At 62.0% G+C, this 14,459-nt stretch carries 9 protein-coding genes; 3 read left to right on the plus strand and 6 right to left on the minus strand.

Annotated elements, in window-relative coordinates; translation table 11 throughout:
• Positions 1-694 precede the first annotated feature (694 nt).
• The 6 genes from LGR69_RS11305 to LGR69_RS11330 all read right to left on the minus strand — a co-directional run bounded on the left by LGR69_RS11305 (position 695) and on the right by LGR69_RS11330 (position 10,710).
• Positions 695-1,555, minus strand: a complete 861-nt coding sequence (locus LGR69_RS11305; protein ID WP_230366081.1) for a hypothetical protein — start codon at positions 1,553-1,555, stop codon at positions 695-697.
• 701 nt (positions 1,556-2,256) lie between these two features.
• Positions 2,257-3,123 carry a DUF2163 domain-containing protein gene (locus LGR69_RS11310; RefSeq protein WP_230366082.1) on the minus strand — a complete coding sequence of 289 codons (867 nt, stop codon included), beginning with the start codon at positions 3,121-3,123 and terminating at the stop codon, positions 2,257-2,259.
• Positions 3,120-3,731, minus strand: a complete 612-nt coding sequence (locus tag LGR69_RS11315; protein WP_230366083.1) for a DUF2460 domain-containing protein — start codon at positions 3,729-3,731, stop codon at positions 3,120-3,122. The genes LGR69_RS11310 and LGR69_RS11315 overlap by 4 nt, the downstream gene beginning before the upstream one ends.
• On the minus strand, positions 3,728-6,043 hold the full coding sequence (locus LGR69_RS11320; protein ID WP_230366084.1) for a baseplate megatron protein TIM-barrel domain-containing protein: 2,316 nt from the start codon (positions 6,041-6,043) through the stop codon (positions 3,728-3,730). The genes LGR69_RS11315 and LGR69_RS11320 overlap by 4 nt, the downstream gene beginning before the upstream one ends.
• A 3-nt stretch (positions 6,044-6,046) precedes the next feature.
• Positions 6,047-9,223 (minus strand): glycoside hydrolase family protein, encoded by a 3,177-nt coding sequence (locus tag LGR69_RS11325; RefSeq protein WP_230366085.1) that lies wholly within the window; start codon positions 9,221-9,223, stop codon positions 6,047-6,049.
• A 518-nt stretch (positions 9,224-9,741) separates the two neighbouring features.
• On the minus strand, positions 9,742-10,710 hold the full coding sequence (locus tag LGR69_RS11330; RefSeq protein WP_230366233.1) for a helix-turn-helix domain-containing protein: 969 nt from the start codon (positions 10,708-10,710) through the stop codon (positions 9,742-9,744).
• A 263-nt stretch (positions 10,711-10,973) separates the two neighbouring features.
• Between LGR69_RS11330 and LGR69_RS11335 the strand changes: the two genes are divergently transcribed.
• The 3 genes from LGR69_RS11335 to LGR69_RS11345 all read left to right on the plus strand — a co-directional run bounded on the left by LGR69_RS11335 (position 10,974) and on the right by LGR69_RS11345 (position 14,163).
• A complete protein-coding gene (locus LGR69_RS11335) occupies positions 10,974-11,369 on the plus strand; it encodes a Ros/MucR family transcriptional regulator (protein WP_230366086.1) in 396 nt (131 codons plus the stop codon).
• 3 nt (positions 11,370-11,372) lie between these two features.
• A complete protein-coding gene (locus LGR69_RS11340; protein WP_230366087.1) occupies positions 11,373-12,503 on the plus strand; it encodes an HD-GYP domain-containing protein in 1,131 nt (376 codons plus the stop codon).
• A 181-nt stretch (positions 12,504-12,684) separates the two neighbouring features.
• A complete protein-coding gene (locus tag LGR69_RS11345) occupies positions 12,685-14,163 on the plus strand; it encodes a methyl-accepting chemotaxis protein (protein WP_230366088.1) in 1,479 nt (492 codons plus the stop codon).
• The last annotated feature ends 296 nt before the right edge of the window (positions 14,164-14,459 follow it).

Genomic DNA, 14,459 nt, shown 5'->3' on the forward strand with positions numbered 1-14,459 from the left:
CCCGTTGCTTGCAGTCGGTCGAGCAACCGAGAGCGTGTATGATTGGGTAAACGACGCGACGGGCAAGGGTGAACTGTTGGGCTGGTGACAGACTGAGGGTGAAATACTCGGCGCCTTGGCTATATTCGGTACGCGAGCGAGAGGCTCAGCATCACAAGGATCGGTCTTGTTACTGGGTGCTGAAGATGACAGCAGTAGCGTGATTGCCGTACAGGGGAAGTATTTGATCACGGGCCTTCGCGGCCAGCCGCTCGTTTGCGAAAGTTAAGCAATGATATGAATAACTTGTATCCTGCGCCACCGTCCCAAAAGACGGAGCAACTCCCGGTATTTGCTGGTTGTTCGGTCCAGACATATTTGGCATGCCGGGATGAGGAGGTGTTCCAGGATGAGCGGTTGCAACCACTATATATAGGATCCAGTACACGATGCTTGGGCCCCTAAACAATAATCTTGCGGATTTTGAACCCGGCTAGTTTCAGAGTAGCTAGGTCGGGTGCCACTTGCCCGGCTACACAATGTGTTCCGTCAGGCAGATATCCATCATTAATGCCGACACAAGGATTGGTGCTGTTCAACAGATTTGCCGTAACATAATATATCTTTCCATTTACCTCGACGGGCTCGAGTGTTGCTGTAATTTTTATTTTGCGCTTTTTTCTTTTATCTTTGGACATAGGGGCCTCCAGATCTGCTATTGGAAACGTGCGGCGTTCTGAGCAGCAACGAAGCTGCCGATCACTGCAGCATTGTGTTGAGATGCCGCAGGTTCTGCGAGAGCTTCAACGGCCTTTAAAGCGTCGATCTTACTGAGAGGAGCGAGCGGTCCCACAGTCATAATGATTTGGCCAGTTATTGTTCTAGTTCCAGACAACAGAGACCCGCCAGTATTTGCGCTAAGTTTTGTGAATCTCCAGATCGGTGTGTAATTTGCTCCAATCGATCCTACGAATGTGAGGTCGCTCTGAAGTACGGTGAATGGAGGCTTTTTAAAATTCCCGGTTGTCGCCACGCCATAGGCAGCAACAGTCGCATTATCGTAGATGAATTCTCTGATGCGATGATCGGACTCAACTAGCGGGCCGTCCAAAATTCGATCGCAGTCTGTGTTGACGCCAAGGCTGATATTTTTGTATTGGTCGTCAAGCAATTCTGAGTTTTGCCAAATGAATGTTGTAGTTTCTAATCTCGTAGCCTGAGCGTTTCCAGTTGCTCCGAACACATTTGATATGCTTTCAACTCCCTTGAGAAGTATATCATTTGTTATGCTCGGGCTTAGGCTGGATTTGTCTTCCCAAGTAGATTTGATCGTAATTTGTGTCCCCCAATACTTTAGCCAGGGAACACTTCCGAGTTTCTCAGCGTCAAATAGCGCATTTTGAACTTCGCATTTTACCTTTGATATTAGTCGGGTTTTGAGCTTCCCTTCGCGCGAATGCCCGCGGGCATCGATGTCGTTGGGAATAATCGGATCTTTTAACGGCGTGACAGCACCACACCCAGCGAGGCATGATGTTGCAAGAATGCTGAGCACGATGGTGCGACTCGACTGCACAACGCCTCTCCATCTGATCGGGATGATTGTGCGCGGGCGCCAGCACTGGACGCAATACTGTTTTAACCAGACTGCATGGAACGCTACCCGGTGTTGCTATTGCGCATCATAGACGCTTAACCGGCGGCACTAGTAATCGGTGGATTGAACCGACAGTGGATTGAAACTTAAAATCACTAATGTGGGCAGCTTTCGGTCTTAAAGCTAAGCAGCTTCAATCCGACGGATCGTCGTTCACCGCGATGGGCATTTGCGAGTGATCGACTACGCTAGCCGCGATCCATGCTGGGTGGCCGCTGGTCCGGCAGCAGATCTTGCACTCGATCTTAATGTACGCGGGGTCGCAATTCTCGCTGTGTTACGTCCAGAGCATGGCGCTCTGGACGTAACACCGCACGCAGACGTCTTTCTCGTACAAGAGCAGCATCGTCCTGGCCCCGTCGCTCTCGGCGCGGATCAGCGCCACAAAGCGGCCGACGGCTGTCCCACAGACCTACAGCTGTATGACTTCCTCGACGGTCTCAGGCGGATCGACAGTTCGCGCAGTAACACTGCCCAGCACCACTACTTGACCGTACCCAGCGCCAGGAGTTCACTCCAAATACATGTCCGTTTTTGGGAGCCGCGCCGCTGCGCATGAAAGACCGTGTTGGGTCGTTAGCGGAAATTCCCGATTGGTATTAAACATCTGATCTTTACGACTAGAACGCGGCCTCGGGGGTTGGCACAAACGGGAAACCGCGGAAGTTGGCGTCGTTCGCGAACTTGGACCGGCAAGTCGCCAGCGTGTGGTCGCAGCCGAGATAGGCGGTGAAGGCATCACCCGCGTTCGGGAGCGCGGGCAGCGGGTAGGCGAGGGTCAGGCCGGTCGCATCGGCCGCCTTGACCGTGGCCGAGACCCCGTTGTTGCCGCCCGAGGTGAAGGTCACCGTGCCCTGCGCGAGCGCGTCGCTCGCCCCGGTCCACGGGATGAAGGTCGTGGTCGCGCCAGCGCCCACGGTCCCGGCCGAGGCGTAGGCCTGCCGCACCAGCCGGCAGCCGGTATCGTACAAGGTGTGGTTACAGGTCGGCTGCCAGACGTTGCGGGGCAGATCGATATCGAGCAGCGTCAGCTCGCTCGCCACCGTCAGGGTCGCGCTGATGCGCCCGATCTGGTCGACGCTCGACAGCCGGCCGGTGAACAGGGTGACGCCGCCGATCGGTGAGGCGTCCCAGGCGGTGAGGAACGCCCGGTCCCGCCGGATCGTGCAGCCGTCGAACACGCCCTCGCGCAGGGCCACCAGGAAGGGCACGCCGCCCACCGTGTCGGTCGGCCGGGCCGAGACCGTGATCCGCTGCTGATCCACGTCGAGACCGGTGGTGCAGCGGTAGCGCAGCCCGTCCACCAGCACGGAATCGGCGAGGTAGGTGTAGCCGTTCAGTGCCACCGGCACGTCGGCGTCGGTGTAGGTCAGGATCAGGCCGGACAGCAGCGTGAAGGTGAAGCAATCGGCCATCAGCAGCGGCTTGTCGGCCCTGGCCCGAAGGTCGGCGAGGTAGGCGACCAGGGTCGGATCAGCCGTCCTCACGTGCGCACGCTCCGGAACTTCACCGCTTCCGCCTTCCACAGCCCGGCCATGACGTTCTCGAAATCCTGCACGTCGTCGACGAACCGGCAGAGGTAGGCGAAGCTGAAATCCGCGCCGATCACCGCGCCGGCGGCCGGCGCGCCCGCGAACGTGATCCGGTTCGGTGCCGTGAGGCTCCAGCCGCCGGCGGCCGCCCCGTTGATGGAGACGGCGCGCAAAGCCGTCACCCAGCCGACCGGCTCGGAGAAGCCGCCGAGCGTGCGCAGGGCTGGGAAGGCGAGGGTGGTCCCGTCGCCGACCCCGATCGCGCCGCCCGCGACCGTGTTGTCGGTCGGATCGGTGTACAGGAACGTCCCGAAGCGGCCTTGGCAGCGCAGGAACAGGCCGAGCAGCGCCTGGAGCGAGTTCACCCCGAGGCCGGGAAAGGCCGAGCCCGAGGCCAGCCCGTCGAAGGTGACCTCGAATTCCCACAGCGGTGCCGCGTAAAGGCTGGCGCGCACCTCCCGCCCCGAGACGTGCGGGGCGAGCCGCGTCGCGAAGGTCGGGCGCTTGTGCACCGACCAGCCCTGGCCCGGCAGCGCCGGGAAGGCGGGCGGGGTGTCGGTCACCCGCGCACGCTCGTGAGCCGGAAGGCCTGCGTAGAGAACAGCAGCGCCATGAATTGCTCCAGATCCAGGTCGTCGTCGGCGAAGCGGCAGAGCAGGCTCGATCCGATGCCGAGTTCGGCCGGCACGGCGACGCGGAACGGGAGATCCCGGCCGGCGACCGAGCCGTAGAAGCCGGCCAGGCGCTCGAAGTCCCCGGCCAGCCCGCGCGCGGCGAATCCCCCGGCGGCGAGGACATCGTAGGCGAGTTCGATCTCCCAGAGCGGCGCCCGCGCCCGGGCCGCCCGCGCCTCCCGGCCGGAGACGTGCTGGGCCGCGCCGGTGCGGAACACGGGCGCGTAGCGCACCGACCACGCCAGGCCGGACAGGACCGGGAAGCTCGGGTACGGCCCCGGCACGGGCGAGGCGTCACGCGGTGGTGGCGGCAGCGCCGGCCCCTTGCCGCCGATCCACAGGCCGGCCGGCCAGTTGAGCGTGTCGCCCCAGACATCGGAGCGCAGCGGGAAGGTCGGGAACGGCCGCGCGTCCCAGTTCCAGGCCGCGAAGAAGGCGGTCTGGAGCATCGGCAGGCCGGCGGCCGAGGTCTCGTTGTTGCCGTCGACGTACCAGTATTCGTAGAGCGCCCGCAGCGCCATGGCGCAGAGCGTGTCGTCGCGCTTGGGCCGATAGGTCGCCCCGTCGGCGCTGTCCCAGACCGACCAGTACGCGGTGAAGCTCTCGGTGCTCTTCGGGTCGTAGAACACGTTCGGCTGGTTGGTGGCGCGGTCGATCGAGGCGAAGCCGTACTCGACGAAGGCGATCGACTTCGACTGCGGCACCCACCGGGTGACGGCCCCGCTCGGCACATAGCCCCGGCCGTCGCCGATATCGTAGACCGCCCGGTGCGGGTTCTTCCACCACCAGCGCAGGTGCTTGTTCGCCAGGATCTCCTGGCCCGGATAGTACCGGCTGCGGGTCTGGGTCAGGCGGTCGCCGGTCGGCCGGGAGACCTGCTGATCCGAACCCAGGGGATCGAGGCCGATCCCGAGATTGTCCGAGTCGTAGTAGAACCAGTCGTATTTCTCGCCGCCCTCGATGTTCCGCTTGAGGTAGGGCATCGCGTAGAGCGTCGGCTCGCCCGAGAGCCCGAGGCCGCCCATGGTCTCGGGGCCGGGTGGCCAGGCGGTCCGGTCGGGGGCGGGCGCGGTCCAGTTCGCAGCGTCGAGGCCGCCGCCCGCCGTGGTCCAGTCCGACAGCGGCAGGTAGTTGTCGATGGCCACGAGGTCGATGCTCGCCCGCCCGTAGAGCTGGTCGATATGCGGCCACTGCCCGGCCTCGCCCGGATGCTGGACGCCCATCCACACCGACCAGTCCGGCGAATAGCTGACGAGGTTGTGCAGCCCGGCCGCGTCCCGGGTCAGGCCGGCGGCGTCGAAGATCCCGCGCACGTCGTCGGCGAGCTGCCCGAGCCCGTCAACGAACGGATAATCCCAGGTGACGGTGCCGTCTGCGCCGGTCATGCCGGCCTTGGTCCAGCCCGGCCCGCGGATCGATTCCAGCCCGCGCAGCTCGGAGCCCAGCAGGAACAGGTCGACGCCGCCGGCCAGCACGCACAGGTTGGCGTAATGCAGGATCATCCGGCGGAACGTGTAGTCCGTGGCCGGCCCGGCATAGCCGACCGTAAGGTTCGTGGAATCGCGGGTGAAGTGCGCCGGCTTCGCCGGCCCGAGGAAGCGGGTCACGGTCGCGGCGGCCGCCGCGTTCCTGTCCTGCCGGACCGCGATGCGCCCGCGCCACGGGAAGCCCGGGCAGTCCATCAGGATGAACGGGTAGAACACCACCCGGTAGCCGCGGGCCTTCAGGTCGCGCAGGCAGCGCACCACGCTCTGGTCGGAGGGCGTGCCGCCGTAGACCGCATGGCCGTCGATATAAGTGATCGGGATCAGGATCGAGGCGCCCGCGGCGTCCCGCGAGAGCTGGGTCAGGCCCGAGACCTGCCAATTCTCCTCGACGGGCTTCGCCCCGTCGAGGCGCTGGAACGAGCCGTCGATGTAGATGGTCGACGGGTAGATCTTGCAGACGTTCGCATCGAGCGAGGACCCGAACCACGCCACCAGCAGGTTGACGGTGGTGCAACCCGGAACCTGGGCGGCCAGGGCGTCGACGGCCCGGCTGTAATCCGTGCGCCCGGAGCCCGGCCCGGCATAGGTGTTGATCGGCACGAAGGTTCGGGTCGCCGCCGAGGGCGGCGATTTCGACGCCTGATAGGGCAGGGTGTCGTAGCCGAACTCCCCGGTCGAGGGCAGCAGGTTGAAACCGGTGATGTAGTCGATCACCGGTCAGCCTGGCCCGATCCGCGACAGGCCGAGATGCGCGCCCTGCCGGACCGCCTGGTTGATCGCCCGCATCAGCGGGCGCGAATGGTTCTGGAAGAAATCCGCCACCGACGCGCCGTCCAAAGCCGAGACGTTGATCTGCGTGGTGTGGTTCAGCGCCAGGCTCGGGGACGGGCTGCCGCCCATCGCAGCGCGGAGCGCACCGGCGGGGCCGGCCGGCACGATCATCTCGCCCTGGTGGACCTGGGCGATCATGTCGTTGGGCAGCGACCACGCGCCGACGGCAAACGACGGGATCGCCGCGGCGGCGGCCGCGACCGTCGCCTCGCCGGCGGCCGCCGGGCCGACCGCGGCGGGGCCCAGCAACGGCGAGAGGAAGCCGAAGATCCCCGCGAAGGTCTCGCTGGCCGAGGCCATGATCGACTTGACCATCGCACCCGCCTGCGTGGCGAAGGAGGCGGCCGCGCCGGTCTCCTCGGCGCCGGTCCGGACGGCGACGCCCGCGGTGGTCGCGGCGGTCTTGGCGGCCTCGCCGGCCTGGTGCGCCGAGACGCCGGCGAGCCAGTCGGCGATGAGCTTGACCCGCGCCTGGACGTAGCTCTGGACGATCGACAGGGCGGTCGCCCGCGCGGCCTGCGCGATCGTGGTCTGCCCCTGGATCACGCTGAAGACGTTGCCGGTCAGGGTCGAGCCGATCTGCTCGTAGGTGCGCTTGGTGTCTTGATACTCCGCCTTCTGCATCTCGCGCTCGGCCTGGGCGCGGCGGGACGCCGATTCGGCGGAGAGCCGGTCGAGCTGGGCCATGGCCTGCCGGTACTGGCTCGTCCCCTGGCCCCAGATCTCGGCGAGCTTGCGCTGGTGGTCGCGCTCCAGATCCTCGATCTGCGCCAGCACGCTGCTGGTCTCGGCGCGGCGTTCCGCGAAGGTGAGGCCGCGCTCCTGCGCCTCCTGGCGGATGTCGCGCATGCGATCATCGAGGACACGCTTGGCGTTCTGGTAGGCGGTGTCCTCTGCGGTGGCCCGCTCCTGCGCCTCGGCCTGCTCGACCGCCCGGATGTTGGCGACCTTCTGCGCCTCCAGCTGGTTCCAGGCCGCCGTGCCACGGGCATGGAGCCCCTGCTCGACGGTCAGCGCGTCGTTGAGGATCTGCAGCCGCTCGCGCGAGCCGGTCTCCATCTCGGCGGTCTGCAGGCTCGCCTCGGATCGGGTGAGGGCGACGCGCTTCTCGGCGAGGGCAGCCTCGCCCTGCGCGAGGCGGGTCTGGAGCGCCGTGCGGGCCGAGAGATCGGCGGTCGCGTCGAGCTGGTGGCGCAGGGCGTCGTTGGCGCGTTCCTGCGCCGCGACCTCGTCTCGCTTGCCCGCCGCGTTGGCCTGCGCGGTCGCCAGCGCCTCCCGGTCGAGGGCGTTGCCGCCGGCTTGGCGGTCCTGCAGCTGCTGGCGCAGGTCGAGCTGCTGGCGCAGGGCCTCGGCCGGGGCACCGCCGGTGATGTTGTCGGCCTCCCGGTTCCTTCGGCCGGCATTGACCCCGCCATTGTTGCCCGACCGGGCCCGGATCGCATCGGCGATGGCGCCCTCGTTTCCGCTGCGGCCCGCCGCCGCCACGTCGGAAGGTAGCGAGCCGTAATTGTAGGCCACGGAGGTGAGGGAGGCCTTCGCCCGGTCGGACAAGCCCTGCCACGCCGCGCCCACCTGCGCGGCGGCCCCGGCCTGGAACTCGACCACGCGGCGCGCGAGATCGCGCTCGGCGTCCTCACGCGTCGTGACCGTGTCGGCGGTGACCGGTGAGACGCGACCGTCGGCGCCGGTCGTGGTGTCCGATCCAAACCCGACGCGGAACCGGCCGTCGCTGTCGCGATAGGCCGAGCTGCTGAAGCCTTCGAACTGCCGGATCAGCGCGGCGGCGTCGCCGGTCGCCCCCTGGAGGCGCTGACGTAGCAGGTCGATCCGGCCCATCGCCTGGTCGATGCCGGCCTGCGCGGTGCCGCTAAGAAGCCCGGCGGTAGCGTCGGCGAGTTGCCCCGCGTCGAGCGGCGTGCGGGCGAGCGCCGCGTTGCGGCGCTCGATGGTCGCCAGCTGTTTTTCAAGCGCATCGGTGACCCGGTTGGCCTCGTCCACCTGCCCGCGCAGGCGCGACGCGAACAGGCCGGCCAGCGGCCCCAATACCCGGAAGCTCTGGAGCTGTTCCTGCAGCGCCCGGGTCATCTCGTTGCCGTAGGCACGGGCCCGCTCCACCAGGGCGGACAGGAGCACAGCCTGCATCTGGTTGGCGTTGCCGCTCTGGCGCGCCAGGTCGAATTGCGTGCGCAGCTCGCGCGAGACGCCGCCGAGCGCCGCGAGATAGCCGCTGCCGGCCGCGGCCGGGTCGCGCAGGGCCGCGGTGAGCGAGGACGCCATCTGCTTCGCCTCGTCCTCGGACGACGCCATCATGGCGATCAGCGAGACGATCGAGGCATTGGCCGCACCGGTGTAGTTCGGGACGGCGGCGAGCATGGTCTCGATCGAGGCCGCCCCCTGGTCGGTCATGCCCGGGACCTTGGTCAGCTCCAGCGTGAACGACTGGAGCATCCGGGTCGCGTTCTCGAAGCCGCGGGCCTGCGCCGCAGCCTGGAGCCGGTCCATATTACCGGCGGCCGCGATGGCGCGGCCCTCCACCTCCAGCAGGCCGGAGCCGTAGATCTGCGACCCGCGCCGCCATTCCTGGAACGCGCTGCGCTGCCGTTCGATCGCGCCGGTCAGCCCTTGGGTCGAGAGCGCGGTGACATCGAGGGCGCGCGCGCCGGCGAGCGCGTTGAACGCGTATTCCGCGAGCGCGGCGGCGCCGGACCGGGCCGCCGTTGCAGTCGCCGAGATCGCGGTTCCGGCGGCCGCGTAGCTCCGGCCGGTCGCATCGGAGGCGGCCTCGTCGGCGGCGCGCAGGCCGTGATAGGCCGCGGTGAGCACCGCGACGGCGCGGGCCTGGGACGCCACCGCGCTCGTGTTCGCGGTGCTGGTCTGGATCTGCCGCAGCGAGGCGTTGGCCTCGTCGATGGCCGTCTTCAGCGCGTCGTAGCTCTGGCGCGCCACCGCGTTCTGGCCGCGGGCCGTCGTCGCGAAGCTCTGGATCGCGCCCTTGGCCTGATCGGCTGCAGTGCGGATGCCGCCTGTGTCGCCACCGAAGCGGATCCGGATGTCGTCGGCCATGGTAGGGCTCAAGCGCAATCGGGTTGACCGGGCGACGGGCACTGAGGGGAGGGCTCTCTGCCGGTCCGCTTTCGAGTCGCAGATGCATTGAAGCCGACATGGCAGCAGGGACCGCTCTCGACCCTGAGCCGAAGCCACTGGAGAACTGACGAACGGCCATTTTGGAGAAGCGCCGAAGGCCGTTTGGGTGGCTGGATTGGATCAGCAGCTGCCAATCTCGGTTGTCGGTATGTCTTTCACTTTCTAGTAAAATTTGAGCGGATTATCTCTGTTATCAACATCATTCTCTTTAATTAAATGTCATCCTACGGATAAAATTCGAGCCAAATTCTCGCGCAATCGCCGCCATTGATCTATTATACAACTATATTCCAACAGTAATATATCTGGGCATGAGCCGCCTTGAATTTGGCCATCTCGCAAAAATGGCCTCGTTTTCCGCAATCTTCGAGTTCGGTAACATCACCATCATTGTTAAATCGGCATATTTCGGGCTGCTAGCAGCGCGATAGGGATATTCAATCCAATCTCAGCTGCGATCTCGCAGCCTGATCTCTGTATTCGCGCGGCGCCATCCCATACCGGGCCTTGAAGCACCTTGAGAAATGGGACTGGCTTATGAAACCGCACCCGTAGGCCAGCACGCCTATCGGCAGATGAAGGTGGCTGCTATCAGCCAGTCTCAGGGCCGCCGTTTCTAATCGCCGCTTCCAGATCCAGTCGGAAATATTCCGATTCTGCTCCCGAAATAGTTGTTGCAAGCGCCTAAGCGACACCCCCATTGCAATTGCAAGTTGGGATGGGTCCAAAGTCGGGTCGCCCAGGTTGGCTTCGATGTAGGCTTTGGCCCTCTGCACGATGACCGTACCGGCCAGATTCCGCGGGGTTTCCTGCGCCAAGCGCTCAGCAATACTAGCGACAAGCAAATCGATTCCAATTGAAGACATTCGCTCTGCCGTATCCGGGGTGAACCGCTCCCTGTGCCTTATAAGATCCTGGAAAAAGCTGGTTACGAGCGAAGTGGATGCCTGCTTACACCCTATCGTCAGCCCGGCATACAAAGCTGCAGGACCAAGCGACCTCTCAAGCCGGGCGCGTGAGACCTCCAATACGAGCGATTGGCTCTTTTCGACAGTGGCCATGATCGTCGGTTTGCGGTCCAACACGACGAACTCACCCGCGTGCTGGACTGATTCCCGTCCGTAATGCGTGCAGTTCAGTCGCCCCGAGAGCATGACCGTGACAGATACGGTGTCGTGCTTGTTATGACGGCGGATCGTATTGGGGGTGGCCTCAGTTTGGATTGCGCTCTGAGTGATACGGGTGATCGGCAGGGAGCCGACGTCTGCCCCCTCCATCAAACCCTCAAATGGACGATCGCCGATCCGGGTAAGCTCTACGGGCACGATCCTTTCGCGGATCGTTTCATACCAAAGCTTGAAACTATCTCTTGGGTGCAGACTGGCAGTGGTTAACAAAGTCCTCATCATTCGGAACTGTGCCGACAGCCTCATCGCGCATTGAGACAAAATTTCTTGCGCTTACAGTCAAGCGCGAACTCAAACTGTAGCTCAGGATATATCAATCACCGAGCTGGCTAGATATCAATACAATGGCAATGTCGAATCACATTTTGTTTATGATCGCGGCAAAATCAGAAATCGCTCGCATACACTCGCAAACGAACCAATAAGTGCGCAGGCATCGGCGCAACCAACTATTAAAGATGCAATCTAGAAAGTCATATAAGATGAATAGCTCAACATTGACCGAACGTACAGTTGCTATTGTTTGCGCCTACGTATCCCGGAACGCTGTCACTGCAACTGAACTGCCGACATTGATTGCGAAAGTATACATGGCGCTTGTTGATATAGCAAATCCAAACCATGTAATAGAAAGTGTATTCGCCAAACCGGGCTCAAAGGTGATTAAATCATCAGTTCGTTATGACCGGATCGTCAGCTTCATTGACGGGAAACCATATAAATCGCTCAAGCGACATCTCACGGCCAACGGGTTCACGCCTGAGAAATATCGTGCCTGTTACGGTCTCCCAGCCGACTACCCGATGATAGCCCCAGCATATGCTGCGGTCCGCTCAAGAATAGCAATGCAAGCCTATCACGGCGGCAAGGTTGCATAATCGATGCAGCCCAACATTGTTATTCTAACGGATCGTCACGATCGCGGGCTGGATCTCGCCGATGCTGTTCGATCGGTTGCTCAATCACGACTCCTTTTAGCTGGCAACCCCTGGACTGACGTAGACACTATTAAAGGGGTTATCGTTGTGGCGTCATTAGACCGAAGCGATACCAAACAATGCCTCAAAGATCTTCATTATCATCTGTCTGGGCGTCGGATACCGATCATCTACTTACTGCGCTCTCGGCATGGCAGTGATTTGTACGAGGCAGGAAAGCACGGAGTAACGGCCTGCTTATCTTCATTGACTGAACCGACAAAGGTCGTTGCTGCCCTGTTTCGCCAAGTAGCACCTGACAAAACGCTGACTGACCTTCTCGTCGAGCACAGCGCTGCTCGAATCGGGACGCTTTTTTCCAAGATGATGGCAGGCGCTAAAACCGGTGCCGTCGATCTACCGGCGATTGATGCGGAAATTGATCCTGTTCTTCAAGTCCTCCGGGAAGGCGGTTTGCGACGCTGGATTAATAAAGTACAAGCGCATGATGATATGACCGTCCGACATTGCTTGCTGGTCGCTGGTGTCGTGGCTAATTTTGCGATCAGCCTCCGACTATCGGTTGAGGACCGGACCACGCTCGTTCGAGCGGCTTTGTTGCATGATGTCGGAAAAGCGCAGATCCCGGTCGCGATTCTGAACAAGCCGGAGCACCTCGATCCTGCTGAGATGGCAGTGATGCGAACCCACGCGGCGCTCGGATACGACATCCTCAGAACATCCGGGATGAGCGATCCGCTCACGCTTTTGGGAGTTCGCCACCACCATGAGATGCTGGATGGGACGGGTTACCCCGACGGCCTACGCGGCGCCGAAATCAGCGATGCCGTTCGCCTACTGACGATATGCGATATCTACTCAGCGCTGACTGAACATAGGCCATATCGTCCCGCCATGCCGCAGGTTGAAGCATTAAAAATCCTACGGAAAATGACGCCCCTAAAATTAGAATCAGCGCTCGTTGAAGCATTTGCAGCGTCTCTTGTCGATGCTGATCAATTATGCGGGCGACCATGTATTGATGAAGCTCACGAAATCAAATCTGCATCTACAGTGCCATTTCACGGGGCATAAAAAGAATAAATGGGCGACATATATCAACCTCTGGTTGATATCAAATTCTTCAGCCAAATAAGCATCTCAATATCAGAAATTAGCTTTTTATTTCGAATTATGCCGGATGATGACTAGCATAAACCAGTCGGTGTTCACGATATTCCGGCGAACATTGATAGCACCATGGAGGATAACGCGAATGATCAGCTTATTCAAAAACGATGACAGCGCTAAGATTATCGCCCTCAATCGATCTCAGGCTGTGATCGAGTTCAATGCTGATGGGACAATCCTAACAGCGAACCAGAATTTTCTTGATGTGATAGGCTATACGCTGGCAGAAATTCAGGGTCGCAATCACGCTATACTCGTAGAAACGGCATATGGTGAGAGTGTGTCTTATCGTCAATTCTGGGACAGCCTCAGACGAGGGGTTTTTCAATCATCTGAATACAAACGCATCGCGAAAGATGGGCGAGAGGTCTGGATTCAGGGGACATACAACCCAGTGGTAGATAGAGCTGGTCGTGTCATCAAGGTGGTCAAGTTCGCGATCGATATCACCGCGCAGAAACTGCGGGGCTTGGATGTCGATGGCCAACTCGCTGCCCTGCAACGCTCTCAGGCGATCATCTCATTTACTCCCGAAGGTACAATTCTCGAAGCCAACGCCAATTTCTTAGCTGCGGTGAACTATCGTCTTGACGAGATAAAAGGGCGCCATCACTCCATCTTCGTCAGCGAGGCAGAGCGCTCCAGCGAAGACTACCGCGCTTTTTGGGCAGCCTTAGCCCACGGTGCATATCAAGCTGCCGAGTACCGTAGGGTCGCCAAAGACGGGTCGGAAGTGTTCATTCAGGGCACCTACAACCCAATCACCGATGAACACGGTCGCGTATTGAAGGTGGTGAAGTTCGCGGTCGATGTGACTGAGCAGGTGCGCCGTCGCCAGCGCCGGGCCGAGGCGCAGCGCGCGATCGGCACCGACCTCGACGCGATCGGACACAGTGTGGGGGAGGTAACCCGACAGACGACGGAGGCAGCAAGCACCGCCGGACGCGTATCCGATGACATCCAAGCTGTTGCTGCTGGAGCCGAAGAACTGTCGGCATCGGTCGGTGAGATCAGTCAACAGGTCAGCCGCGCAGCGGAGATCGCTAGCGAAGCCGTCCGACAGACCGAGCGCACTGGCACCATCGTGTCGGGTCTGAGTGGACAGGCGGCCCAGATTGGGGATGTCGTCGCGCTGATCCAAGGTATCGCGGCGCAGACGAACCTACTGGCTTTGAATGCCACGATCGAAGCCGCCCGAGCGGGGATGGCCGGCAAGGGTTTTGCGGTTGTAGCAAGCGAAGTGAAAGCCCTGGCCGAGCAGACAGCCCGTGCAACGGATCAGATCCGCGGGCAAATCACGGCGACGCAGGCAGCCACGCGTGAGGCCGTTACGGCCATCGACACGATCCAGGGGACGATCCGGACTCTCAACGACGTGTCGGGCGCGATTGCGGCAGCAGTGGAGGAGCAGTCCGCTGTCACCCGAGAGATGTCAGGCAATATGCAGACTGCGTCGCACGGGGTGGCGACGATCGCGGGCGGCATGGAGGCGATCGCCCGGGCGAGCGAGCAAGTTGATGCGGCGACGCGCCAAGTGCGGGAAGCCGCGCGCGCGGTCGCCTAATGATGGCCCAGATTCCTGATTCGGGCACCGCCGCCCTTCACGATGAGTGGGATCAACTGTCGGAGGTGGGCGCCGCGATGCGGCGTAGCCTCGACGACGCTCTCTCGGTTCTCGTACGTGCGGCGATCGATGATCCGACTCTGTCCTACGCTGCGAGCTGTCATCGCATCGACCAGACTTTTGCTGTCTGGTTGGCGCCATATCGGAACCTCGGCTGGGCGATGGACCAAGCTGCGGTGCTACAGAGGGCGTTGAAGAACAGTCTAAGCCATCGACCATATCGAACTGGCGGAGAT

This window comes from Methylobacterium brachiatum, assembly GCF_020523825.1.
Classification (GTDB): domain Bacteria; phylum Pseudomonadota; class Alphaproteobacteria; order Rhizobiales; family Beijerinckiaceae; genus Methylobacterium; species Methylobacterium brachiatum.

Excerpts from the sequence above, each read along its gene's own strand:
- LGR69_RS11325 (WP_230366085.1), bottom strand. The coding sequence starts at position 9,223 with ATGGCCGACGACATCCGGATCCGCTTCGGTGGCGACACAGGCGGCATC.
- LGR69_RS11330 (WP_230366233.1), bottom strand. The coding sequence starts at position 10,710 with ATGAGGACTTTGTTAACCACTGCCAGTCTGCACCCAAGAGATAGTTTC.
- LGR69_RS11335 (WP_230366086.1), top strand. The coding sequence starts at position 10,974 with ATGAATAGCTCAACATTGACCGAACGTACAGTTGCTATTGTTTGCGCC.
- LGR69_RS11340 (WP_230366087.1), top strand. The coding sequence starts at position 11,373 with ATGCAGCCCAACATTGTTATTCTAACGGATCGTCACGATCGCGGGCTG.
- LGR69_RS11345 (WP_230366088.1), top strand. The coding sequence starts at position 12,685 with ATGATCAGCTTATTCAAAAACGATGACAGCGCTAAGATTATCGCCCTC.